This window comes from Bacillus sp. FSL R9-9410, from assembly GCF_038050385.1.
Lineage (GTDB): Bacteria > Bacillota > Bacilli > Bacillales > Bacillaceae_G > Bacillus_A > Bacillus_A cereus_U.
The window spans coordinates 1,884,829-1,907,764 of the sequence record NZ_JBBOTV010000001.1 but is presented as its reverse complement, the minus strand read 5'-3'; the positions used below and the strand labels follow the sequence as shown (position 1 = coordinate 1,907,764).

Below are 22,936 nucleotides of genomic sequence, written 5' to 3'. Positions count from 1 at the left end.
TCCTCTATTCAAAAACCTCATTTAAATGGTCTTTATAAAATGAAATAGCGCGTTCAAATTCTTTTACTTCCTCTACTTTTACGACCGTTTCAAGTAGTAATTTCATCGCGGATTCATGTTCGTTTACGTTATATTTTGCTAGTGATAAAAACACTTTCATCACGTCATTTTCTGGGAACTTCTTTATCCCTGCTTCTAATACAGTAATCGCTTTATCATATTCCCCTATACAACGATACGTACTGCCAAGACCGATATACGCACCGCGAAGTGATTCACCATCAAGTCCGTTCTCAATCGCCTGTTCATAATACGGAACCGCCTCCGTTTCAAGACCCATTACATCATGTATCCAAGCGCATTGATATAGCACTTCTGCATCCCTCGTAAAGTTTGTTAATCCTATAAGTATCTCTCTAGACTGCGCATATTTCTTTTCATTTCTAAGTTTAATAGCTTGCTTTAATAAATGTTCCATACAATCCACTCCTCACAAAATGTTCATTATGCATATATCATATATTACACATTTACGAGCAGCTAATGGCCTATTCAATTGATTCAATTTAATAATTAGTGAGGGATACGTTCCCCCACTAATTTAATATTAACTCCATTATATACTATGCGACTACAGCTCTTTCTAAAAGCTTAAATTTCCATCGCAGTAGTACGATTGCATAAATGCTCTAACATATTGACAATTTCTTTTGCAGTTTCATCTTTCCCATTACATAACTTCACATTACCATCTTGTCCAATGACGTGATGCACGGCGCCGCGAGAATATAAAGAATGCGGTGAGTTCGCTACCATTACACTCGCTTTTGCATCTTCCATCCTTTTGCTTGCTCTTTCAATAAGTTCTGCTTCATTTACGTCACTTTCCAGTTTAAAGCCAACGAGTATCGTTTCTGGATCCCAACTCTTTATTTGTTTTAATACTTTTGGCGCTTTTTGAAAATGAATAATTGGTGCGATATCACTTGAAATCTTTCCGTTCATATTAAGAACAGTTCCATCTTGGTCACAAATCTTTTCGACAACCCAATCTGAGCCAGCAGCAGCCATAATAACTGCATCTACTTTTTCATGTGTAATAATACTTTTCATCTTATCTTGTAAATCAATAATCCCCTCAAATGGGTGCAATTCTAATTGGTTATTTACATCCATTGGCTTCTCAGCAAAGTAGCCATGCAAATATATTACATTTGCTCCTTTTGTCATTAGCTCTTCTGCAATGATTCTTCCAATCGTACCTTTTGCTAAATTTGTATGTCCACGTACTTGATCCCATTTTTCTAGGCAACCGCCGCTCGTAATTAATACTTTTTTCCCCTGCATAATAACCATCCCTTACTGATTTTTCGCACGAAACCACTCTGTTCCAAAGTCAACTGCATCACGTTGCCTCATAAAACGGCACGTCGCATTCCCTATCTTCCCACGCGTAACTGTTCCTTTACGCTCATATTCAACTCCGATTTCTACAAACGTGTCAGAATCGTAATCCATTTCAACGAATTCTTTCCATACTCTTACACCTTCTTCTATAATAGGCGCTCCTACCTTTATTAACTCGCGTGCACCTGTACGTACCTCAGATAAATGTATGGACGTATTGGAATCATAACCGACACCAAGTAATAATATGTATCCATCTAAATCGTATATTTTTCGTAATGGCGATTCTTCACCAAAACTTATAGAAAGTGAATGATTCGCTGTAATTTCTTCTGCGTGTTTCCCCCATGCTGCAAAACTACTGAGTGGATGATTACTGCGCAATACATTCGGATATGTACGAAAACATTCAACTACTTCTCCCATTGCCCTTGTTGGTGTTATACGTGGGTCAAATGCTGGGACGTTATCCCGAATAATTTGCCACCAGTCTTCTGGTACAGGTGGTCTTGACCAATGTTTTGGGTCGGATAAATCTGAAGATTGAGTTGGCATAATTATCGTTCCTTCTTCTGTAACAACTTTCATTAACGCTTCTACTACGGCAACTGCACCGCCTGATATCCAACCAATCGAACTTAATGAAGAATGAACAATAACTGTCATTCCTTTTTCTATCCCTAATGCTTTTAAATCATTTGTAATTGTTTCGATTGTATTTGGAAATTGTGTATTCGCCACTATGTCATTCATTTTCACGATTGTTCCCCCATTTTGCTTTAAACTAATACATACATATATTATCATATTTTTCTTAATTTTTAACATAATCATTTTCAAACAAATCATAAAAATAGCTGTTCCAATTCTTTCTCTGCCAACAGTTCCTTTTTCCTTGCAAATTAAATTTATCTTAATGTTTAATCCTTTGTGAAATTTCATACGTCGTATGTAAATTTATTTATTTTCATATTCTAATTTTATAAGAATGATGATAAGATTACTTCGACTTATCTTACTACTTTAAGGAGGTATTTTTATGAAAAAAATTGTTGGGTTGTCTCTAGCTTTTGTTTCTGTCATATCTATTACCATTCCTTCTTCGACATTTGCAGCAAATCATTATGACACATTCGGAGGAAAGTTAACGGGTGGTGTAGGAGATTGGGGGAAGTCCACACAATATTATTGGATTGATAGTTCAGCTTCTGGAGAATCCTCTAGAATTAATAGTTCTATGAGCGCTTGGGTTCACACAGGTAAAATTGTATCGACGCCTATTTCTTTTAGAAATACTTCAAACAAGCCTTCTAGTTTAATAGATATTTACAAAGGCAATTATTATCCACGTTCAAGTGGTATTCTTGGTGAAACAAAATTTTATAGAAGTGGTAGTCAAATTGATCCGTCTTCTAACTATTCTTGGACAAAAATTCAACTCAATTCATCATCATTCGATTCTCTAAATACTTATCATAAGTCAGGAACCATTGCTCATGAAATGGGACATGCATTTGGCCTTGCTCATAACAATTATGAAGGTGACTCTATTATGTGTCAGCTTGGCTCAGGTAGAACTGTAAATACACCAGATACAGGTTCACTTTACGGAATTAACTCATTGTATTAATTAGTATTCTATATTAGGAATGGAGTGAAGTATATGAAAAAGAAATTTATTGCGAGTGGACTTATATGTATCATATTAACTTCAAGTGTTGCATTTTATATTTATAGTGATTCACAAGAAGTAGAAATGAAGCAAAGCTCTCCCGTATCTTTGCTAAAAGTATCATCAAAAAAATCTGTTTTCAAAACAAACGATATTACACAAGTAATTCATAAGGCCGACTTTGAAAAAACATATAATGATGTAAAAGAATTAGCTTTAAATGCTGATATTATAGTAGAGGGGACAATTATTGAATCTCAGTATTTTGATTTTAATACAAATACATTTACGCGTTCAAAAATTCAAGTTTCAAAAAGCTTTAACAATGCAGTTAACCCCGGTGATATAATTCAATTTATTGAAATTGGTGGTGTCACAACAAAAGGTAAATTACAAGAGTATGATCCAGAAAAAATTAAAATACAAAAAAATGAATTAAACGAACCGATTGAAGTTTTACTAGATGGTGCTCCAACTTCTAAAAAGAATGAAAATGTTCTTCTATTTGCCAAAGAAGATATGGAGGATTTTTTTAAACTTAAAGAAAAAGTGTTCATTTCTTTAAATTCTTATCAAGGTAAATTTACAATTGATGAGAATAATAAAGTAAAACGGTATACTGAAAAGTCTAATCACAAACTAAACAAACCTGCTTCTCATTCTACTAATAAATATAATTCAGGCGAAGCAAATTTATTAAATGATACTTCCTTAGAAACTACATTACCTGATATGGAAAATCAAATTACTAGTAGTTTGAAAAATAATTAAGAACATAATAGTGTTTTCATAAGATATGTAAAAATAAAAAAGAAGCCGTCCAAAAGTATTCTGGGACGGCTTTTTTTAGTAATAGGTTTTGTCACATTTTGTCGTTAAGTCGATATAATTTCATTTACTATCGCTATCTTAACAAAAAGATTAAATTTTGGGACAGCACCTTTTTACGCTACGCCGTTATTTTTTCTTCTTTTTTCACGACTACAGCTACATAACTATGAAGTATCATTCCGACAATTACAAGGCTCATTCCAATCCAAGATAAAGAAGACGGAATTGGAGCCGATAGCCAAATGAGCTCTCCTACTAGCGCGAATAAAACTTCGCCGGACTGTGTCGCTTCGACTGTTGCTAATTTTTGCGGATTATCTTTTACAAGATCTGTCGCATAGAAGAATAATACTGTTGCAATTAAACCTGAACTAATCGCAACGATAAAACATTGAAAAACTTGGTTACTTGACGGTAATCCGCTTGTAGATACTTCATAACCAGAAAGTAAAAACCAAAATGGTAAACTTGCTAATGTCATACCGAGAACTCGTTGGAAGACATCTAATTCGCCCTTACATACTTGCATCATTTTTCTATTTCCAAGTGGATACGCAAACGCTGCAATGAGTACAGGAACTACACATAAAACAGTTTCACGAATCCCTAAAGAAGAAGCGTGTTCTACTTGCATGAGAACAACACCGAATAAAATAATACCTGACATTACTAATTCCTTTATCGGAAGTTTTTTATGTAATGGGTCTACCGCGAAAAATGGTGTTAATAAAATCCCTGCGACTATCGTAATTTGCCAAGTTGAAGCAACGAGCCACCCCGGTCCAAACGCACCCGCGAAACTAAGCGGTGCATAAAAGAGACCAAATCCAACGATACTCCATAACAACCATTCTTTTGGATTATTTTTCATATATTGAAAGAGTTGTTTTAAGTTCCCTCTATACATGACAATAAGTAATAGCATTGGAACCATAAAGTAATACCGTAATGATGCACTCCAAATCCAACTTCCACCTTCTAAGTCCATCGACCGGTTTAACACAAAGGTAAAGGCAAAGAAAAACGATGCCAATATCCCTATTGCAATAGCTTTCATCGTAAAACCCCTTATATAATTTTTCTTCTACTATATAACGTAATGAATATAATTAAAATTCTTAATTTTCGTTATACATGTAATCTTTAAAGAAACAACACCATATATTCGTCATCACTATATACACCATTCATCTTTAAAGCTCTTTTTTCAATTCCATAAGTTTTAAAGCCCATTGATCCGTATAATTTTTTTGCTGGTTCGTTTGTGGATACAACACCTAAGTTCAATTGCTCTAGTTCTATTTCTCTCGCTCTTTGAGTTGCATTTGCAATTAACTCACGTGCCAGTCCGTTACGTCTATTTTGTGCATCTACATACATCGCAACGATATGACCTTTATGCTTATACGCCTCTTTCTCTTCTGTTAGTAAAGTGACAACTCCAATTAATTGATTTTTCTCATTAAAAGCACCGAATGTACAACTAGTAGTAGCTGTTAAATTACTTTCCACTCGCTTAATAGGATTTTCCTGGCGAATCGCCTCTTCATAAGTTGTTACAAATGCCTCTGGATTTACTTGTAAGGCTTGTAAACGTAAGTTCCAATATTGCTCCGCATCTTCTTTCGTAAGTAATCGAATCATTTTCCTCATCCCCTTTAAGTTTACATAATATTTTTATAGACTATTGAATAAAGATTGATATTCTTCTTTTAACATACTATAACGATGGCGATGAATGAACTTACCTTGACGTAATCGATCATTTCTCATTATTCCTTCACAAACAAATCCAGCTTTTTCATAACTCTTTCTAGCCTGTAAATTATCTTCATCTACTCGTAGCCAAACTTTTTCTAATTTGAATTCAGAAAAGCCGATTTGTAACATACTGTATAGAGCTGCCATTCCATACCCTTTACCCCAATATTCTTTATTTCCAATTGCAATCCCTAGTTCAGCATTTTTATTTGTATTATCAAAGTTTTTTAGGTCTACCCATCCAATGTGTATACCTTCCTTTGTAACGATAGCTCGTTGTTCATAACCATTCTCTCGACTTATACATGCTTCAATCCACCTTCTCGTATCTTCACGAGTGAACGGTGGATATTGATCTGGTACAACTAAATGTTTTGTTACTTCTGTATCTAATGACCATTGATATCGATCTTCTACATCGTCTTGTGTCAATTCTCTTAATCGAACGAATGGTACATTCATTTTGCTATCCCCTTTTTATTTCCCGATAGAAAACCCTTCAAAAACTCTTCCTCCATACTGCTCTAACGTATTTTCTATAAAACTAATTAATTCATTTTTCTCCTCTGTTTTATAAAAATGGTCAAAAGCCGCTACAAAATGTTCTGCATATTGCTCGTCATACCTTCTTAACACTCTAATAAACCATTTTGAATTTCCAAGCCACTGACCATTTGCCCTTAAAACATATTCATGTACTAAATCAGCTAATAAATTGGCGATGAACAATTCTTCTTCTCTTTTTGATGCACCAATAAAATCATCCAAAGTATCCGTAATAAAATACCGCTTCTGCTTCATCATTTCTTCAGTCCATTTAGCTGGTCCTTTATTTAATAAATCATTCGCTTCTCTTTTGAGTATCTTTACAATTTCATCTTTTCCTTTTAACACAATCCCTTCTGAAACTAATTGAGGTAATGAAGGTCTCCCGCGCTCACAATCACTTTTGAAAAAGGTTTTATACGTTTCAAAATTATGTACAAATACTTCAACAGGCCAGCCATTACTATAGAAAGATTCTCTATAACAAGATGACAAACTTTGGTCAAATATTACAATATCAAGGTCAGATGTTTTCGTAGCCTCTCCTCTAGCAACGCTTCCCCCTAGTAAAGCTACATCACAATTCGAAAATTGTGATGTAATAATACTTTGTGCCGCTTCAATTGGTTTCATAGCCTTTCTCCTTCTCTTATTTTACTTTCTTCTTTTCAGCTCTTTCTCGTGTCTTTTTAATATAGGATTCTGCATCTGGTGTTTTGCATGACGTTTCACCGTGATCAATTTCCACTTTGCCTATTTCACGTGAGATTTCAATTGCTTGTCGTTCCAAACTTTCATTTCGAACCCCTACCGCAATTAAAGCTCTATTCATCGCTTCTCTTTTTCGATTTTTTTCATTATGTATATGAACTTTAATCGCTTCTAAATACGGTAAGAAAAAGTCATCGTCTAACGTTTTATTTTTTATTGCGATATTCGCTAATAATGACCAACCAGCTCTTCCAATCCATTCATCATCAGACTTCGTCCATTCTTCCATTCTTTCTATCGCGATTGGCGACGTACATATAGCTGTCATAAGAACGTCCATTAAACAATAATAATCAACATCCTGAACCCATCTATTTAGCTGTTCTGACGTTAGTTTCTTCGGATCTAAAACCATCGTCGCTAAAGTCATTGCGTCCATATTTTTCGTTTCCCATAATGAGATTGCTAAATCATGATCTTTTTTTATCTTCTTTTTCAACAATTTTAAATTTGCAAAACTAACTCCAAATAACGGCTCTTTCGCCCCATGATTTTTAAAGATTTTACGATTTTGTTCTGTTCCATATTCTTCTAGTTGCTGCATTACTTCTTCAAGTAACATAGGTCCACCTCTTTTATATATTTTGTTGACTTCACATATGTATGTACGATATATTCTACATTACTTTTTGGTTTTCCTATATTTATTTTTTAAATACGGTATGTGAAATTTTTAATGATGCATTTTAAAACAACAAACATCCTCTTCCTTATTTATCACACGGTTGTTCATTCGCGCTCTGTATACAATACTCCTCTAGCGCATGTAGCGGATTTATTATGTTCCTTCCTATTATATTTTCTACCCTTGTAACAGCGTCTACCATAGATAATTGTGCAACTGAAAGCATTTCGTTTCTATCTTTCATAATTTCATATAAATACTTTTCTAATTTAGCATCATGCTCTTCTTTACGACCTTGCATAATTAACTCAAATATCCCTTCTATCACTTCTACTTTTACATGTATGGATTTATTATTCTGCCGAGCGTATTGTTTTAAACGTTCCATCGTTCCTGAAACCGTACGATTATTTGTAAAAAGTATTGTTTGTGGCTCTTCAACATGACAAATCATTTCAAAAAATGGCTCATCAATTTTCAATATAGGTATGTCTATTTTGAAATCCTCATCTAATAGCGTAATATAATCTGTACAAGTTATTAAAAGTGTATCTACATCACTTTCAGCTATATACTTTATATTATCTTTTAATTTATTTCGTGCTTTTTCTTTTTCAAATTCTCGTTCTATTTTTAGTCTGTGTGATAAGATGGGATCTACAAAATGGAGTATTTCTATCCCAAATGATTGCAGCACTCGGTCAATGTATTCAATATTTGAATGATGAGCATGTAAACAAGCTAGTTTTTTCATACTTATCCTCCCTTTCTAAAACAAAAAACATGAATGAACCATTTTACATACAGTTCCATTCATTTAATTCTTGTTTCATTTTTTCAAACCTGCAAAACAGTGAAATCTTGCATACTTTTTTACAAACTTTTTTGCGCTTGTAAAAAAGTTTTTTTGCATTTCCCCCTCTAAAATTGCTAATATAGTAGAGTAGAACTTTTATAGAGAGTAGGAAAATTATGCACAATGGAATTCGGATGACAACTTTAGTGAAAAGGGCTCTGTTGATTTGCGCTGGGGTATTATTTACATACGAAGCTGCTTACGGATCAACACATATCGCTCTAGCAAGTACAGAGGATGACGCTAAATCTGTTCAACTTGTAAGTGAAATTCAAACATCCCTTGCTCCGAAAGAAGCTCCAAAGCACTATAATGGGCAAGTTAGAAAAGTCGCTTACTTAACATTTGACGATGGTCCTGGAAAATACACAGCTGAGCTTTTAGATATGTTAAAGAGCGAAAATGCAAAAGCAACATTCTTCTTAATTGGTTCAAACGTGAAAGCTTTCCCTGATCTTGTAAAACGTGAAGATGCTGAAGGCCACTATGTTGGGATGCACAGTATGACTCATAACTACAAGAAACTGTATACAGAAGGTCACTACGTTGATGAAATGAAGGAAGACCAAGGCTTAATCGCTGGAGTTCTAGGTAAATCACCAGTATTAACTCGCCCATCTTACGGCTCAATGCCAGGATTAAATGAAGCCCTTCGCAATAAAGTTGTTGAGAATGGTTTAAAAGTATGGGATTGGACAATTGATTCATTAGACTGGAAATACAACAAAATGCCAGTTGATGCTGCTTCAGCTAAAATCGTAGAAAACGTTCTAGCTGGTGCTACAAATCCAACAGAAGTTATTCTGATGCACGATATTCATCCGCAATCAGTTAAAGCAGTACCTGGAATTATTAAAGGGCTGAAAGAAAGAGGATATGAATTAGAAAGCTATCATGAGAACGAACACTTCCCATTAAACTTCTGGCATGATAATCGTATTTAATGAAAAAGACTTGATTTCCTCTAGTAGGTTATCAAGTCTTTTTATTATCGTTTTGGGAATTTCCTTTGTTGCTCTTCAATAGAACGAATAATATTCTCTCTATCATCTTGAGTGATACCGATAGAAAATTCGTACTCCTCTTCCTTACACCATGAAGGATTAAGTTCCTGTGATAAGCGAATAACAAGGTGAAACTCCCCTTCTTTTTCTCCCATAAATTCAAACTCTAAATTTGGTTCCATGAAAGCTAGTTCGTTATATGTAGGGTTTGGTAATGCTTGAAACCATTTTATCATGTACTGTAAATCGGAAGTTTGTAAAAAAGGGTCCATCGTTTCAAAAACTTTACTTTCTTCTAATAGTTTCGCTTTTACCATTAGCCAATTTCTATCACACTCGTCTTTTGTATCTTTATATTGGTATTTCACAACCTCTAAATGTAATGATATTTTTTCATTTTTAAAATTCATGAATATCCCCCTTCTATCTCTGGATCTTTTGTTTTATAAATTTTTATTAATCCCAATACTTTAAATTATACTAGGTTATTCTAATCGTTTTTTAATACGAATAAATTGTTTAAATTTATTATCCTTTATACATAAAATAAATTTGATTTGCAATATAATCTGAACTAAAGTGAAGTCCATTCCTTATCCACCACATGATAATACCTACCAATGAAGCTGTTTTAATATCAACCGCAACATAATTATCAGGCAGATCCTTTTTCGTATTCTCTCTTCTCGTTTCTATTAACTCTTTTAAAAATAAAAATAGTTGCTCCTCAAATTGATTCATTTTAAATAATATAAATAAATAATTTCGGTGGATATATAAATAATCAAGTAATTGTGTTAGCTTTTGTTTTTCTGATAAATCTTTTGCATGTATTAAATCAACAATTTTATTTGAAAGTTCATTTGAAATCTCATTCGTGATTTGGTCTAGTAAATCTTGAATATCTTGATAATGTAAGTAAAATGTTGTTCGATTTAATCCTGCCGTTGTTGCTACTTTCTGAACCGTTAAGCTTGAAATACTAGGATTCTCACATAGGAGAGAAAAAACAGCATTTTTAAACATTTCTCTTGAACGAACTGTACGAGGATCTTCTTTTTTAGGTGTAGACATTTTGAAACTCCTTTATAGATTTTCTCTTTACTTATTCGACAGTGCCTACCTTATATGTCGAGTAGTGAACATTTTCAACAAAACTGTTCATGGTCAAAGAAAATTTATTTTGTTACCATTAATTTTATCGACACCATGTCGATAAATCAAGAAAACAATGAAGGAGTTTACCAATGCAAAAGGAAATATCAGGAAGAAATAAAAAAATTATATTAGTTGTGCTCATTGCCGGCTGTTTTTTATCAACATTAAATCAGACGCTATTAAATGTGGCAATGAGTAATTTAATGGAGGTATTTGATGTTACGGCTGCTACAGTGCAATGGCTATCGACAGGCTTTATGCTCATAAATGGTGTTCTCGTGCCAATTACTGCATTTTTAATGAAACGATTTACAACAAGGCAGCTATTTATTAGCTCGATGCTCTCTTTGTTTATTGGGACTGTTCTTTGTGCATGCGCCATGAATTTTGGCATTTTGTTAACAGGAAGAATGATTCAAGCAGTTGGGGCAGGAATTATTATGCCACTAATGATGACCGTTATTTTATATTTATACCCTAGTGAAAAGCGTGGCAGTATTATGGGAACCATCGGTTTCGCCATAATTTTTGCGCCAGCCATCGCTCCAACATTATCTGGCTTTATTATTGAATATGTATCATGGAGATGGCTATTTATTGGATTAGCTCCCTTTACATGCATTGTTATTATTCTCGCACTTAAATATTTAATGAATGTTGCTGAGACAACAAAAGCAAGATTAGATATCGTAAGTGTCATTTTATCAACGATTGGCTTTGGTTGTATTATATTCGGATTTAGTAGTGCAGGAAGCAAAGGATGGGATCATCCAGTTGTTATTACTACAATTATCATCGGAATAATTGTTACAACTCTATTCTGTTTACGTCAAATAAAGTCTAGTGATCCACTATTAAATTTATCCGTATTTAAATATAAAATTTTCACTCTTACATCAGTCATTAACGTACTCATTACGATGATTATGTATGCTGATTTAATTCTTTTACCGATTTACTTGCAAAATGGACGAGGTTTTACTGCTTTTGAATCTGGTTTACTTCTATTACCTGGCGCTGTGATTAATGCCTTCTTATCACCTATCACAGGTAAAATGTTTGATAAATACGGGGCAAAACCACTCTTTATTACAGGTTTAATATGTATCATTATATCAATGTGGGGTGTAATTGATTTGACTGAATCCACCACTTATATGTATTTAATGGTTCGTACCATTATTCTACGCATTGGACTAAGTTTCATTTCGATGCCTTTAAATACAGCAGGTTTAAACGCTTTACCAAGAGAACTGGGTTCACATGGTTCTGCAGTGAATAATACCGTACGTCAATTAGCAGGTGCTATTGGAACAGCAGTCATTATCACTGTGTATACAATTCAATCCACTTCACATACTTCACAGTTATCTAGTGAGAACGGAAGCATATCAGCTATGCAAGTAACGAAATTAGCTTCTATCTTCAGCTCAAGTGATGCCTACGTATTTATGTTAGTCTTATCCTTTGTAGCTTTGATTATTGCATGTTTTATGCCTAAAAAAGTAGCACTCCAAAAATTCGAAAGTAAATCTTAAAATAAAAAATCCTACCCATATGGAATACGAGTAGGATTTTTTATTATTTATTTTGTTTCCCCGTCTTCAGTCGTCTTCACCTTCGTTTTATCTTTATCACGATTGTTATAGTTATATTTAGAAGGTTCTACCGGTGTAAATCCTTCTGGTGTGTAGAATCGTAATAAGTCACCGTTAACAACTTGGTCGGAGTATTTTAGTGATTTTTGAACCATTTGTTCATTTTGTTTTATTTCATCTGTAAATTCTACAGGTTTCCCAGTCGTTGTATCATAGTATTTGCCATTAAGTGCAGTAACTGTTGGACTTACGTAGTTACCGTTACGGAACGGCACGACTTGTTTATGCTCTGGTGATAATAAATCTGATCCGAATTGAACATAATTTTTCGTATCTGTACCTAGTAAGTGTAATAACGTTGGAAGAACGTCAATTTCTCCGCCGTATTGATGTTGTACGCCGCCTTTCATTCCTGGTACGCGAATGATTAATGGTACACGTTGTAATTGAGCATTTTCAAATGAGTTCATTTCTTTACCCATTATTTGAGACATTGCTGCACTATGATTATCTGAAATACCGTAATGGTCACCGTACATAACGATAATTGAGTTATCGTATAAACCAGATTGTTTCAAGTAATCCATAAATCCTTTTACAGATTCATCTAAATAGCGTGCTGTTTGGAAGTACGTATCTACTGATGAATCACCTGTTTTAGCTGGCTCAATCGTTGCTTCTGCCTTATCGATAGGATAAGGGAAATGGTTTGATAACGTAATGAACTTCGAATAGAACGGTTGTTTTAACGTTTGTAATAATGGAATTGATTCATTAAAGAACGGTTTATCTTTTAATCCATAGTTTACTACATCTTTTTCGTTCATATCATAGTATGACGCATCAAAGAATTTATTAAAACCAAATGATTTATAAATTTCATCACGGTTCCAGAACGTTTTATAGTTACCGTGGAACACTGCTGATGTGTATCCTTGTTGTCCTAAAATAGCTGGTGCTGATTGATACGTGTTATGAGCTTTATTTGTAAAAACAGATCCTTGTGGTAATCCAAACATTGAGTTCTCTAACATGAACTCCGCATCAGATGTTTTACCCTGTCCTGTTTGATGGAAGAAGTTATCAAAGTATAACGTATTCGCATCTTTTGTAAATGAGTTTAAGAATGGTGTAACTTCTTGGCCATTTAGCTTGTAGTTTAGTAAAAAGTTTTGGAATGACTCTAAATGAATATAAATTACGTTCATTCCTTTTCCTTTACCGAAATACTCAGGATTTGGACTTGCATAAGTTGATGTAAGATAGTTTCTAACTTCTGTCATATTATCTCCATCCGCTAATGCTCGTTCTGTTGATGCTTTCGCACTTTGAATACCATCATAAATCGTAAAGTTGTACGCCCCTAAATATTTCACGATATAATTGCGGTCAAATGTTCTTGTTAACAATTCAGGACGGTCAGATTCTGCCAGACCTAAGTTAACGCTAAAGAATAAAATACCTGCTACAAATACTAGAGATAATTTATGCTTCGCAACACGGATTGGTTTAGGATTTACAAATTTCGTTGCGACTAAAACAATTAAAATGATTGTATCTAAGAAATATAGTGGATCATATAAGTGTAGCAATGCAAAAATACTACCACCTAAATCTCCAAAGTTATTCGATTGTGTTAATGTCGGGAACGTAATAAAGTCACTGAAAAAGCGATAATATACTACGTTTGCGTATAAAAGTATAGACATTAGCAAATTAATAATAATTAACCAAATGTAAGCTCGTTTCCCTTTTGCGAATAATGCGAGTCCTAAAAATAGAACTGCTGAGCTTAACGGGTTGAAAAACAGTAAGAACTTTTGGATTGTGTTCGATATCCCTAAATTAAATTCTGTCACATATGCTGCATATGTTTTTAACCAAAGTAAAATAACCGCAAATACGAAAAATCCAAAATGATTACTTAATACTCGTTTACTCTTTAATAAAAATTGTTGCATCTCTCCACCTCTTTTGATCATCCAAGGCTTATTTTATATAAGTCTGTCTCTCTATTTGATTTTTCTTCTTCAGATAGATTTCATTTGTTTAACTATATGAAGAATATTAGTAATTATAATTTGTAGCTTTTATTTATTCAACTATTTCTTTTTAAACATTTTGACCTTGGTTTCTATTTAACAAAATACATTTGTAACATTTCCTGTTTTTTCCCAAGGCTCATCCACTAATTATGACTCCACAAACTATAATCCTTTAGTTCCTCATTTGCAAACTAATCTATCTCCAATTTTGGTACATATTTCACATAAGAAAAAGAGTAGTTTGAAGTAATTTCTCAAACTACTCTTTTCCTACAATCTATCCTTTGTAACTAACTTCCCCAGTTTCAACTAATTCCTTTAACCCGATAAACATTAAATTCCAACCATGCTCAGACCCGTCATGATGCTCTTTAAGCGCTTTTTCAATATGAAGTTCTGTCCAATCTTCTTCATGAGGAACGATAATATTTTGTGAAAATATCATTTCAGATCCTTGTTGACGATCTTTTATCTCAACTGTAATTATATCTTCTAATTCGCTAAATTGTGGCATTTTGAAAGTAAACACCAATTTTTTAGGTTGGTCAATTTCAATGTATTCTCCTATAGCTCGATAATCATTCCCATCGCGATGGTCAACAATTTCCCAACTTCCTCCTACTTCAAGCGTATTTTTCGCTACTTTATTTGTTCCTTCCAATGTAAAAAACCATTTCTTCATCATTTCAGGGTTTATCCATGCTTCAAAAATTTCTTCAGGAGCAACATCAAAATCCCTTACCATCGTTAATATTATTTTTGAATAATTATTCATTTGCATACTCCCCACTTCATATAAAAATGAAGATTTTTTTATTTGAAGTAAAATACACAAAACCCTCGCTCTCATAAAAGAAAGCAAGGGTTTTAATCATTTATTATTGACCTTTGTACATTGCATCGACTTGTTTTTGAAGTTCTCCACTTTCTAAGAACTCATCGTACGTTGCTACCTTATCAACTACACCGTTTGGCGTTACTTCGATAATACGGTTTGCAATTGTTTGTACGAACTGATGGTCATGAGAAGTGAATAGTAATGTTCCTTTAAATGTGATTAAACCGTTGTTTAATGCTGTAATAGACTCAAGGTCTAAATGGTTCGTCGGATCATCAAGTGTTAATACGTTTGCACCGCTTAACATCATTTTAGATAACATACAACGAACTTTTTCCCCTCCAGATAAAACAGAAACGTTTTTCTTTACTTCTTCACCAGAGAATAGCATACGGCCTAAGAAACCACGTAAGAAACTTTCTGATTCATCTTGTGGAGAGAACTGACGTAACCAATCAATTAAAGTGTAATCACTGTTCTCGAAGTACTCAGAGTTATCTCTTGGGAAATGAGCTTGAGATGTTGTTACACCCCATTTGAATGAACCGCTATCTGGCTCCATTTCACCCATAAGAATTTTAAATAATGTTGTCATCGCAATATCGTTACGTCCGATAAATGCAACTTTATCACCTTTATTTAAAGTGAAGTTCACATTATCTAATATTTTTTCGCCATCAATCGTTTTCGAAATACCTTCAACTGTTAATAGGTCATTTCCTACTTCACGTTCTGGTGTGAAACCAACGAACGGATAACGACGTGATGATGGTCTAATATCATCTAATGTAATTTTATCTAACAATTTTTTACGAGAAGTTGCCTGTTTCGCTTTAGATGCATTTGAGCTAAAGCGTGCAATAAAGTTTTGTAACTCTTTTACTTTTTCTTCTTTTTTCTTGTTAGAATCTTGCGTTAGTTTTAATGCTAATTGGCTTGATTCATACCAGAAGTCATAGTTACCAACGTATAATTGAATTTTACCGAAATCAAGGTCAGCCATGTGCGTACATACTTTATTTAAGAAGTGACGGTCATGGGATACAACGATAACTGTATTTTCAAAGTTCATTAAGAAGTTTTCTAACCATTGGATCGCTTTTAAGTCCAAGTGGTTGGTAGGCTCATCTAGTAATAGAATGTCAGGTTGACCGAATAAAGCTTGAGCAAGTAATACTTTTACTTTCTCTGCCCCAGTTAATTCAGACATCTTTTTATCATGAACATCTTCGCCGATACCTAATCCTTTTAGAAGGATTGCTGCTTCAGACTCTGCTTCCCAACCGTTTAGCTCAGCGAACTCACCTTCAAGTTCTGCAGCACGCATGCCATCTTCATCACTAAAGTCTTCTTTCATGTAAATTGCATTTTTCTCTTGCATTACTTTATAAAGACGTGTGTGACCCATCATTACTGTTTCTAGTGCAGGGAACTCTTCATATTCGAAGTGATTCTGTTTTAATACAGCTAGACGCTCACCTGGCGTAATATGTATGTCACCTGTTGATTGGTCAACTTCTCCAGATAAAATCTTTAGAAATGTTGATTTACCAGCACCGTTTGCTCCGATTAAACCGTAGCAATTACCTGGCGTGAATTTTATGTTAACATCTTCAAACAATTTGCGATCCGCGAAACGCAAACTAACGTTACTTACTGTAATCATGTGTTTCCTCCAATTTCGATACTTTTATATACATACTTCAATTACTATAACATATTTAACAAACTAAAGGTATATCTTACATCATTGTATTGGGTACAAAATAATTTCTTTAAACATTAAAAGAAATCATAAATAAACGGCTTACGCACAGGCACTAAATTCTCAAATGCACGTATCTCCTCTTCGTTTCCGCTTATTAACTCTAATTCATTTAATTCTAACGGACGTTTATAACCAAACATAATAGTAGATAACGCATTAACATCCATTTGAATCCCTTTTTCTTTTGCTGTTTCTTCTTTAATGATTGTTATTTCATTATTTATAAGTTGGACCGTTACGTTATTCCACGAAGCAAATGAATCTGTAATATGTAAAATCACTTCTTGCTCTTCGTTGTTCCTATTCCATTCATATTGTTTGAAGAACTGTTCTACATCTACAATTCTTCCCATGAAATATGGAGTTACTTCTGCTTTTACTCGTGGTTCTTGTAATGTGTAAAGAAGTGGCTCTGTTTCACTTAGTATCATTTCAAGATCTTTTATCATAGAATCATGTTGGCAAATGAAATTCCAAAGGCCATTTCTCGCTTCATTATGCAGTGGAACAAATTCTTCTACTGTCATTTTAGAGTTCTCAATTTTATATAAAATGTAACCTGCCGCATTTTTATTTTCATCATAGTAAACAGCCAATGTTAATTCATGATATACGGCTTGTAGCCACCATTTAGACCCTCGAACTAACATACCAGAAAAACGTTCTGCAAATGTTTCATAGATCTTCTCGACCTCTTCTGGGTGATTTTCTTTATTGAATCGTTTCACAGTACCATTCACTTGTTTTTTCATAACTAAATCGCTCTTCGTCATATGACATGTAAGGCGATTCGCACAAAGTTCCCAGCCGTATTTACGGTAAAATGAAACTGCAAATGGATGTAACATCGATACACTATATCCATCCTTTTTCATCGTTAGAAGTGAGTGCTGAAGCAACTCTTTTACATATCCGCTTCTTCTATACTCTGGGTACGTCGCTACCCCTGCAACACCGCCCATTTTAAACTTTTCTTTTCCTATGTAAATATGAAACGGAATAAGATGCAGTTTTGCCGCTAACTCTTCACCTTCCATAATGCCGTATATTTGATGACTTTCCTTCATTCGTGTAATTTTCTGCTCTACCGATTCTTCATTTACTTTATATTGAAAAGCATATTCTGATAAACGTAATGCTTCTCTAAACTTATCTTCTTTTAATTGTATAACGTTCATATATTTCTCCTCCCATTCCTTATTTGAATTGTATCATAATTCTTAATATTTCAGTGCGGTGAATGAAATTATATCGACGCTTCGACAAAGAATATCGACCTATCTTATATAAAAAAGCAGATACATTACGCATCTGCTTCTCATCAATTTATTTAGCTAACGTTTGAAGCTCTTCAAAAAATGTAGGATACGATACACCTACTGCTTCTGCATCTTCAATTGTTGTTTCTCCTTCAGCAATGCAGCCAGCAATCGCAAGCATCATTCCAATGCGATGATCACCGTGACTATGTACTGTAGTTCCTTTTAGCTTACATTTACCGTAAATAATCATTCCATCGTCGGTCGCTTCAATGCGAGCTCCTAGTTTCGTTAGTTCAGCAACGACTGTATCAATACGATTCGTTTCTTTCACTTTTAGCTCGTGTGCATCTTTAATGACTGTAATTCCGTCTGCTTGTGTTGCTGCTAAGGCGATAATTGGAATTTCATCGATTAGTCTCGGAATAATATCCCCACCGATTTCGATTCCTTTCAGTGACGATGTTTCAATTGTAATGTTTGCAGCAGGTTCTGATGCCCCTTCGTTAATTGGCTCTCCAGTAAACGTAGCCCCCATTTTCTCAAGAACATCAATAATACCTGTACGAGTCGGATTCATTCCTACATTTTGTAATAGTAGTTTACTATTTGGAATAAGTGCACCTGCTACTAAGAAAAATGCCGCAGATGATACATCACCCGGAACTTGAACGTCTGTTCCTTTTAGATTTTGTCCACCAGCTAGTTTTACAGTTTTCCCTTCGCGAGTTACTGTAACGCCAAACGCCTCAAGCATTCTTTCCGTATGATCACGCGAAACGTGAGGTTCTGTAACAGTTGTTACACCTTCAGCACGAAGACCTGCAAGTAAAATAGCTGATTTCACCTGCGCGCTTGCGACAGGTGAAGCATATTGGATCGCTTTTAAATCTCCTCCGCGTATTGTTAGCGGCGTAAACGTTCCTTCTTCTCGGCCATCAATTTTTGCGCCCATTTGCTTTAATGGATTGGTTACACGTTTCATTGGTCTTTTTGCAATAGACTCATCGCCCTGTACACAAGAAAAGAATGGTGTGTTTGCAAGTATTCCTGACATTAATCGGATCGTTGTACCAGAATTACCAACATCTAATACAGCTTTTGGTTCTTGCAAACCTTCTAATCCTTTTCCAATTACCGTAACTTCGTCTTCATTTTGCGTAATCTCTACTCCCATTTCTTTAAAACAAGAAATCGTACTTAAACAATCCGCACCAGGAAGAAATCCTCTAATTGTTGTTTTTCCATCTGCAATTGCGCCAAACATGACAGCGCGATGCGAAATTGATTTATCACCTGGGATTGTAATTGCGCCATTTAATCCGCTAGTTACAGGTTGTATTGTAGTTACTTTCACATTGTCACCCTCTTTTTAAATTGTTTCATACGTTTGGTATTCTTCTTTTCCTAGCGCCAGCTTTGCCTGCATGCGATCTTCTTCTCTTTGGAAGCTAATTCTAAGCACCCCAAGCAATCCTTCGCGCGCTTCTAATATTTGCAGGTTTGTAATGCTAATTTCTTCTTCTGCTAAAATACTCGTAATATGAGCTAAAGCCCCTACTTTATCTAAAACATCGACGTATAAGTCGTGATAGGCAGGAATTGCGCCCCTCTTTCGCACTGGTAAAGAATCACGGTATTCTTTTGCATCAGCAAAATAGTTTTGTATTTCACCTGCATCTCCTTTAGAAACCGTCTTATATAACTCTTCCATTTCTGAGATCCATTCTTCTAATAGTTCCAATAAATGTCCGCGATTTTGCTTTACGATATCACTCCACATTTTCGGACTACTTGATGCGATACGCGTTATATCTTTAAATCCGCCTGCCGCTAGTTGGTGAATAAGCGGGTTATCCCCTGCATGTTTCTCAACTTGTTTTACTAATCCTGCTGCGATAAGATGAGGAAAATGACTAACAATGCCTGTTACATAATCGTGTTCTTTAGTATTTAAAACGAGAAAATGTGATCCTGTTCCTTTTAACCATACTTTGAGCTCTTCCACTTGTTCATTTGGCACATGATTCATTGGTGTTAAAATGTAAAATGCGTTTTCGAATAAATGTGCCTTTGCACTTTCAACGCCAGTTTTATGAGAACCTGCCATCGGATGTCCGCCGATAAAAGAAACTTCCTTTGAAAATAAAGCTTCCGCTTCATTCATGATTGTCCCTTTCGTACTTCCTACATCGGTAACAATAACATCTTCTCGTAAATGAAATGATGCAAGTTTGTGTAATAACTTTTTCGTTTCTTCAACTGGAGAGGCAAAAACAATTAAATGCGCCTCCTCACATGCACTCTGTAAATCTACTGCTACTTCATCAACTACATGTAATTCTTTTGCCCGCTCTACTTGCTCTTTAAATATGTCATAGCCGGTAATCGTTACATCGTGCTCTTTTTTTATCGCTAATGCAAGTGAGCCTCCTATTAATCCTGTTCCAATTAATACTACCTTTTTACACATTTGCCTCATCTCGAGACTTACCTTTTTTATTTTCAAAGTGTTGTTTTAACACTGAAATCACTCCCTCATTTTGTTCCCTTGTTCCAATTGTAATGCGCACGCCATTTGGAAACGGACGAATAATAAAACCAGCGTGCGCGCAAGATTCATAAATTTCTCCAGCATCATCTACTGGTAAGAAGATAAAGTTCGTTTGCGACGGATAAAACGGGATTTCATTTTCTGTACAAAAACTTTCGTACTGTTGTAATCCCTCTTTATTAACACGTACTATTTCCTCAATAAACGCTTCATCACTAAAGGCAATCGTTGCCGCTTTTTGCGCTAATGAAGATACGTTAAATGGCAAACGGACAACATTTAATTTCTCAATTAACTCTTCCTGTCCAATTGCATATCCGACGCGGAAAGAAGCTAATCCGTACGCTTTAGAAAATGTTCTAAGTACAAGAATGTTTTTATGCTTTTCCAGAAGTGGTAATATCTCTGGAAAATCTTTTGCTGTTACGTATTCATAGTACGCTTCATCAATGACAATTAACGTATTTTCACTAATACCTTCAATAAATTGAGTCAATTTTCGCTCATTAACATATGTGCCTGTCGGATTATTCGGATTACAAATCCAAACGATTTTTGTATGTTCATCAACTGCTGAAGAAATTTCGTCTAGATCATATACACCGTTATTTAAAGCAACTTCTTTCACTTCACAGTCTTCAATAATTGCATGATGACGGTACTGAGGGAATGTCGCGCCAGCAGTTACGATATTATCTCCTTTACAGAGCACTGCACGGCTTATAATTTGAATAACTTCATCGAGCCCGCTACCGCAAAGTATTTGTTCCATTTGCACTTGTAATTTCTCTGCAATCGTTTGACGGAGCGTTGTAGCTCCGCCATCTGGATACAATGCATGTTCCTGCCACGATTTTTGTAATTCTCCTAAAACACGAGGTGAACAGCCAAACGGATTTTCATTCGATGCTAATTTCACAAACGAATGATCTCCATACACTTTTTTCATTTGTTCTGGTGATTTACCTGGCTTATATGGTTGTAATGATGATAATTGATCCTTTACTTGCATGTTAAATCCACCTTTTCATTAAAATTCTTTTGCGTATTTGTTATGTTGCGAAATGTTTTGCTTTAGTAATTCCATGCGATCTTTTCCGAATTGTTCGACTAGTGCATCTGCAAGTTCCCACGCAACAACAGCTTCAGCTACAACACCTGCTGCAGGTACTGCGCAGCTATCAGATCTTTCAATACTCGCTTGGAACGCTTCTTTCGTATCAATATCTACGCTTGCTAACGGTTTATATAATGTAGGAATTGGCTTCATTACACCTCTTACTACAATTGGCATACCTGTTGTCATACCGCCTTCTAAACCGCCCGCATTATTCGTTTTTCTCGTGTATCCTTTTTCTTCATCCCACATAATTTCATCGTGCACTTTACTTCCCGGCTGTCTTGCCGCTTCAAAACCAATTCCGATTTCAGCACCTTTAAACGCATTCACGCTCATAATAGCCCCGGCAAGTTTTGCATCTAATTTACGGTCGTAATGAACATAGCTACCAACTCCAATTGGCATACCTTCTGCAATTACTTCAACAATACCACCGATTGAATCTCCACTACTTTTCGCATCATCAATCGCATCCATCATCTCTTGTTCTACTTCTTTATCTAAACATCGAACAGGTGAGTTTTCAGTAATCGTTTGAATTTCTTCTATCGGCAAGTGAGTAATAGGCTTCGCTTTTACTCCGCCAATTTCAAGAACATGTCCTGCAATTTCCACACCTAGTTCTTTCAAAATTTGTTTCGCAACTGCACCAGCCGCAACTCTAACTGTCGTTTCTCTTGCAGAAGAGCGTTCTAATACGTTTCTTATATCACGATGACCGTATTTAATGGCCCCGTTTAAATCCGCATGTCCTGGACGTGGTTTTGTAATCGTACGCTTCATTTCTTTACTTTCTTGCTCTGAAATTGGATCTGCGCCCATTACTTTCGTCCAATGTTTGAAATCATCATTTTTTACGATTAACGTAATCGGTGAGCCAAGTGTCATCCCGTGACGTACACCACTTACAATTTCAACTGTATCTGTTTCAATTTGCATGCGTCTTCCGCGCCCATGCCCTTTTTGTCTTCTTAATAATTCTTTATTAATATGTTCCGCTGTTAATGTTAAACCTGCTGGTATACCTTCTAAAATAACTGTTAACTGCGGACCATGTGATTCTCCAGCTGTAATGTATCTCATTTCTCTTACCCCTTTATTATTTTTTTGTACAAAAAAGTCC

At 35.0% G+C, this 22,936-nt stretch carries 23 protein-coding genes; 4 read left to right on the top strand and 19 right to left on the bottom strand.

The window, feature by feature from the left end; genetic code table 11:
* Positions 1-4: 4 nt before the first annotated feature.
* The 3 genes from MKX77_RS09965 to MKX77_RS09955 form a co-directional block, all read right to left on the bottom strand.
* Positions 5-478 (bottom strand): tetratricopeptide repeat protein, encoded by a 474-nt coding sequence (locus tag MKX77_RS09965; protein WP_215553393.1) that lies wholly within the window; start codon positions 476-478, stop codon positions 5-7.
* Positions 479-651: 173 nt separating this feature from the next.
* The gene (locus MKX77_RS09960) at positions 652-1,347 is read right to left on the bottom strand and encodes a phosphopantothenoylcysteine decarboxylase domain-containing protein (RefSeq protein ID WP_341306499.1); all 696 of its coding nucleotides are present in this window, start codon (positions 1,345-1,347) and stop codon (positions 652-654) included.
* A gap of 12 nt (positions 1,348-1,359) precedes the next feature.
* Complete coding sequence (locus tag MKX77_RS09955; protein WP_341307947.1) at positions 1,360-2,160, bottom strand: aminoglycoside N(3)-acetyltransferase; 801 nt, start codon at positions 2,158-2,160, stop codon at positions 1,360-1,362.
* A gap of 286 nt (positions 2,161-2,446) precedes the next feature.
* Between MKX77_RS09955 and MKX77_RS09950 the strand changes: the two genes are divergently transcribed.
* Positions 2,447-3,037, top strand: a complete 591-nt coding sequence (locus tag MKX77_RS09950) for a M57 family metalloprotease (RefSeq protein ID WP_215553395.1) — start codon at positions 2,447-2,449, stop codon at positions 3,035-3,037.
* A gap of 33 nt (positions 3,038-3,070) precedes the next feature.
* On the top strand, positions 3,071-3,850 hold the full coding sequence (locus MKX77_RS09945; protein ID WP_341306498.1) for a hypothetical protein: 780 nt from the start codon (positions 3,071-3,073) through the stop codon (positions 3,848-3,850).
* A 178-nt stretch (positions 3,851-4,028) separates the two neighbouring features.
* Here the strand turns inward: MKX77_RS09945 and MKX77_RS09940 are convergent, their stop codons facing one another.
* The 6 genes from MKX77_RS09940 to MKX77_RS09915 all read right to left on the bottom strand — a co-directional run bounded on the left by MKX77_RS09940 (position 4,029) and on the right by MKX77_RS09915 (position 8,367).
* A complete protein-coding gene (locus MKX77_RS09940) occupies positions 4,029-4,967 on the bottom strand; it encodes a DMT family transporter (RefSeq protein ID WP_341306497.1) in 939 nt (312 codons plus the stop codon).
* A gap of 86 nt (positions 4,968-5,053) precedes the next feature.
* Positions 5,054-5,554, bottom strand: a complete 501-nt coding sequence (locus MKX77_RS09935; protein WP_215553398.1) for a GNAT family N-acetyltransferase — start codon at positions 5,552-5,554, stop codon at positions 5,054-5,056.
* A gap of 33 nt (positions 5,555-5,587) precedes the next feature.
* Positions 5,588-6,133 (bottom strand): GNAT family N-acetyltransferase, encoded by a 546-nt coding sequence (locus MKX77_RS09930; RefSeq protein ID WP_341306496.1) that lies wholly within the window; start codon positions 6,131-6,133, stop codon positions 5,588-5,590.
* Between the two features lie 15 nt (positions 6,134-6,148).
* Positions 6,149-6,850 carry a nucleotidyltransferase domain-containing protein gene (locus MKX77_RS09925; protein ID WP_341306495.1) on the bottom strand — a complete coding sequence of 234 codons (702 nt, stop codon included), beginning with the start codon at positions 6,848-6,850 and terminating at the stop codon, positions 6,149-6,151.
* A 16-nt stretch (positions 6,851-6,866) separates the two neighbouring features.
* Positions 6,867-7,550 (bottom strand): DNA alkylation repair protein, encoded by a 684-nt coding sequence (locus MKX77_RS09920; protein WP_341306494.1) that lies wholly within the window; start codon positions 7,548-7,550, stop codon positions 6,867-6,869.
* A 148-nt stretch (positions 7,551-7,698) separates the two neighbouring features.
* Positions 7,699-8,367, bottom strand: coding sequence for a hypothetical protein (locus tag MKX77_RS09915; protein ID WP_341306493.1), 669 nt, complete (start codon positions 8,365-8,367; stop codon positions 7,699-7,701).
* Positions 8,368-8,585: 218 nt separating this feature from the next.
* Here MKX77_RS09915 and MKX77_RS09910 point away from each other — a divergent pair, with 218 nt between their 5' ends.
* Positions 8,586-9,413, top strand: coding sequence for a peptidoglycan-N-acetylglucosamine deacetylase (locus MKX77_RS09910; protein WP_340824376.1), 828 nt, complete (start codon positions 8,586-8,588; stop codon positions 9,411-9,413).
* A gap of 44 nt (positions 9,414-9,457) precedes the next feature.
* Here the strand turns inward: MKX77_RS09910 and MKX77_RS09905 are convergent, their stop codons facing one another.
* Positions 9,458-9,883, bottom strand: a complete 426-nt coding sequence (locus MKX77_RS09905) for a WapI family immunity protein (protein ID WP_341306492.1) — start codon at positions 9,881-9,883, stop codon at positions 9,458-9,460.
* 118 nt (positions 9,884-10,001) lie between these two features.
* Entirely contained in the window at positions 10,002-10,547 is a 546-nt protein-coding gene (locus MKX77_RS09900) for a TetR/AcrR family transcriptional regulator (RefSeq protein ID WP_341306491.1), read from the bottom strand.
* Positions 10,548-10,720: 173 nt separating this feature from the next.
* Between MKX77_RS09900 and MKX77_RS09895 the strand changes: the two genes are divergently transcribed.
* Entirely contained in the window at positions 10,721-12,169 is a 1,449-nt protein-coding gene (locus MKX77_RS09895) for a DHA2 family efflux MFS transporter permease subunit (RefSeq protein ID WP_341306490.1), read from the top strand.
* A gap of 47 nt (positions 12,170-12,216) precedes the next feature.
* Here the strand turns inward: MKX77_RS09895 and MKX77_RS09890 are convergent, their stop codons facing one another.
* The 8 genes from MKX77_RS09890 to aroC form a co-directional block, all read right to left on the bottom strand.
* Complete coding sequence (locus tag MKX77_RS09890) at positions 12,217-14,190, bottom strand: LTA synthase family protein (RefSeq protein ID WP_341306489.1); 1,974 nt, start codon at positions 14,188-14,190, stop codon at positions 12,217-12,219.
* 361 nt (positions 14,191-14,551) lie between these two features.
* Entirely contained in the window at positions 14,552-15,049 is a 498-nt protein-coding gene (locus MKX77_RS09885) for an SRPBCC family protein (RefSeq protein WP_215553406.1), read from the bottom strand.
* A gap of 103 nt (positions 15,050-15,152) precedes the next feature.
* Positions 15,153-16,778: an ABC-F family ATP-binding cassette domain-containing protein gene (locus tag MKX77_RS09880; RefSeq protein WP_341306488.1), complete on the bottom strand. Its 1,626-nt coding sequence runs from the start codon at positions 16,776-16,778 to the stop codon at positions 15,153-15,155.
* Positions 16,779-16,894: 116 nt separating this feature from the next.
* The gene (locus tag MKX77_RS09875; RefSeq protein WP_215553409.1) at positions 16,895-18,058 is read right to left on the bottom strand and encodes a GNAT family N-acetyltransferase; all 1,164 of its coding nucleotides are present in this window, start codon (positions 18,056-18,058) and stop codon (positions 16,895-16,897) included.
* 148 nt (positions 18,059-18,206) lie between these two features.
* On the bottom strand, positions 18,207-19,496 hold the full coding sequence (gene aroA, locus MKX77_RS09870) for a 3-phosphoshikimate 1-carboxyvinyltransferase (protein WP_215553410.1): 1,290 nt from the start codon (positions 19,494-19,496) through the stop codon (positions 18,207-18,209).
* Between the two features lie 15 nt (positions 19,497-19,511).
* A complete protein-coding gene (tyrA, locus tag MKX77_RS09865; RefSeq protein ID WP_341306487.1) occupies positions 19,512-20,612 on the bottom strand; it encodes a prephenate dehydrogenase in 1,101 nt (366 codons plus the stop codon).
* Positions 20,605-21,705 carry a histidinol-phosphate transaminase gene (gene hisC / locus MKX77_RS09860; protein ID WP_341306486.1) on the bottom strand — a complete coding sequence of 367 codons (1,101 nt, stop codon included), beginning with the start codon at positions 21,703-21,705 and terminating at the stop codon, positions 20,605-20,607. Before hisC ends, tyrA begins: the two co-directional genes overlap by 8 nt.
* An 18-nt stretch (positions 21,706-21,723) precedes the next feature.
* Positions 21,724-22,896, bottom strand: coding sequence for a chorismate synthase (gene aroC, locus MKX77_RS09855; protein ID WP_341306485.1), 1,173 nt, complete (start codon positions 22,894-22,896; stop codon positions 21,724-21,726).
* Positions 22,897-22,936: the final 40 nt, after the last annotated feature.

What these genes read in the sequence shown, in the direction of transcription:
- MKX77_RS09940 (WP_341306497.1), bottom strand. Translation starts at nt 4,967, where the DNA reads ATGAAAGCTATTGCAATAGGGATATTGGCATCGTTTTTCTTTGCCTTT.
- MKX77_RS09920 (WP_341306494.1), bottom strand. Translation starts at nt 7,550, where the DNA reads ATGTTACTTGAAGAAGTAATGCAGCAACTAGAAGAATATGGAACAGAA.
- MKX77_RS09880 (WP_341306488.1), bottom strand. Translation starts at nt 16,778, where the DNA reads ATGATTACAGTAAGTAACGTTAGTTTGCGTTTCGCGGATCGCAAATTG.
- MKX77_RS09910 (WP_340824376.1), top strand. Translation starts at nt 8,586, where the DNA reads ATGCACAATGGAATTCGGATGACAACTTTAGTGAAAAGGGCTCTGTTG.
- MKX77_RS09960 (WP_341306499.1), bottom strand. Translation starts at nt 1,347, where the DNA reads ATGCAGGGGAAAAAAGTATTAATTACGAGCGGCGGTTGCCTAGAAAAA.
- MKX77_RS09915 (WP_341306493.1), bottom strand. Translation starts at nt 8,367, where the DNA reads ATGAAAAAACTAGCTTGTTTACATGCTCATCATTCAAATATTGAATAC.
- tyrA (WP_341306487.1), bottom strand. Translation starts at nt 20,612, where the DNA reads ATGTGTAAAAAGGTAGTATTAATTGGAACAGGATTAATAGGAGGCTCA.
- aroC (WP_341306485.1), bottom strand. Translation starts at nt 22,896, where the DNA reads ATGAGATACATTACAGCTGGAGAATCACATGGTCCGCAGTTAACAGTT.
- MKX77_RS09905 (WP_341306492.1), bottom strand. Translation starts at nt 9,883, where the DNA reads ATGAATTTTAAAAATGAAAAAATATCATTACATTTAGAGGTTGTGAAA.
- MKX77_RS09885 (WP_215553406.1), bottom strand. Translation starts at nt 15,049, where the DNA reads ATGAATAATTATTCAAAAATAATATTAACGATGGTAAGGGATTTTGAT.
- MKX77_RS09895 (WP_341306490.1), top strand. Translation starts at nt 10,721, where the DNA reads ATGCAAAAGGAAATATCAGGAAGAAATAAAAAAATTATATTAGTTGTG.
- MKX77_RS09955 (WP_341307947.1), bottom strand. Translation starts at nt 2,160, where the DNA reads ATGAATGACATAGTGGCGAATACACAATTTCCAAATACAATCGAAACA.
- MKX77_RS09900 (WP_341306491.1), bottom strand. Translation starts at nt 10,547, where the DNA reads ATGTCTACACCTAAAAAAGAAGATCCTCGTACAGTTCGTTCAAGAGAA.
- MKX77_RS09875 (WP_215553409.1), bottom strand. Translation starts at nt 18,058, where the DNA reads ATGAACGTTATACAATTAAAAGAAGATAAGTTTAGAGAAGCATTACGT.
- MKX77_RS09945 (WP_341306498.1), top strand. Translation starts at nt 3,071, where the DNA reads ATGAAAAAGAAATTTATTGCGAGTGGACTTATATGTATCATATTAACT.
- MKX77_RS09965 (WP_215553393.1), bottom strand. Translation starts at nt 478, where the DNA reads ATGGAACATTTATTAAAGCAAGCTATTAAACTTAGAAATGAAAAGAAA.
- MKX77_RS09950 (WP_215553395.1), top strand. Translation starts at nt 2,447, where the DNA reads ATGAAAAAAATTGTTGGGTTGTCTCTAGCTTTTGTTTCTGTCATATCT.
- hisC (WP_341306486.1), bottom strand. Translation starts at nt 21,705, where the DNA reads ATGCAAGTAAAGGATCAATTATCATCATTACAACCATATAAGCCAGGT.
- MKX77_RS09935 (WP_215553398.1), bottom strand. Translation starts at nt 5,554, where the DNA reads ATGATTCGATTACTTACGAAAGAAGATGCGGAGCAATATTGGAACTTA.
- MKX77_RS09925 (WP_341306495.1), bottom strand. Translation starts at nt 6,850, where the DNA reads ATGAAACCAATTGAAGCGGCACAAAGTATTATTACATCACAATTTTCG.
- MKX77_RS09890 (WP_341306489.1), bottom strand. Translation starts at nt 14,190, where the DNA reads ATGCAACAATTTTTATTAAAGAGTAAACGAGTATTAAGTAATCATTTT.
- MKX77_RS09930 (WP_341306496.1), bottom strand. Translation starts at nt 6,133, where the DNA reads ATGAATGTACCATTCGTTCGATTAAGAGAATTGACACAAGACGATGTA.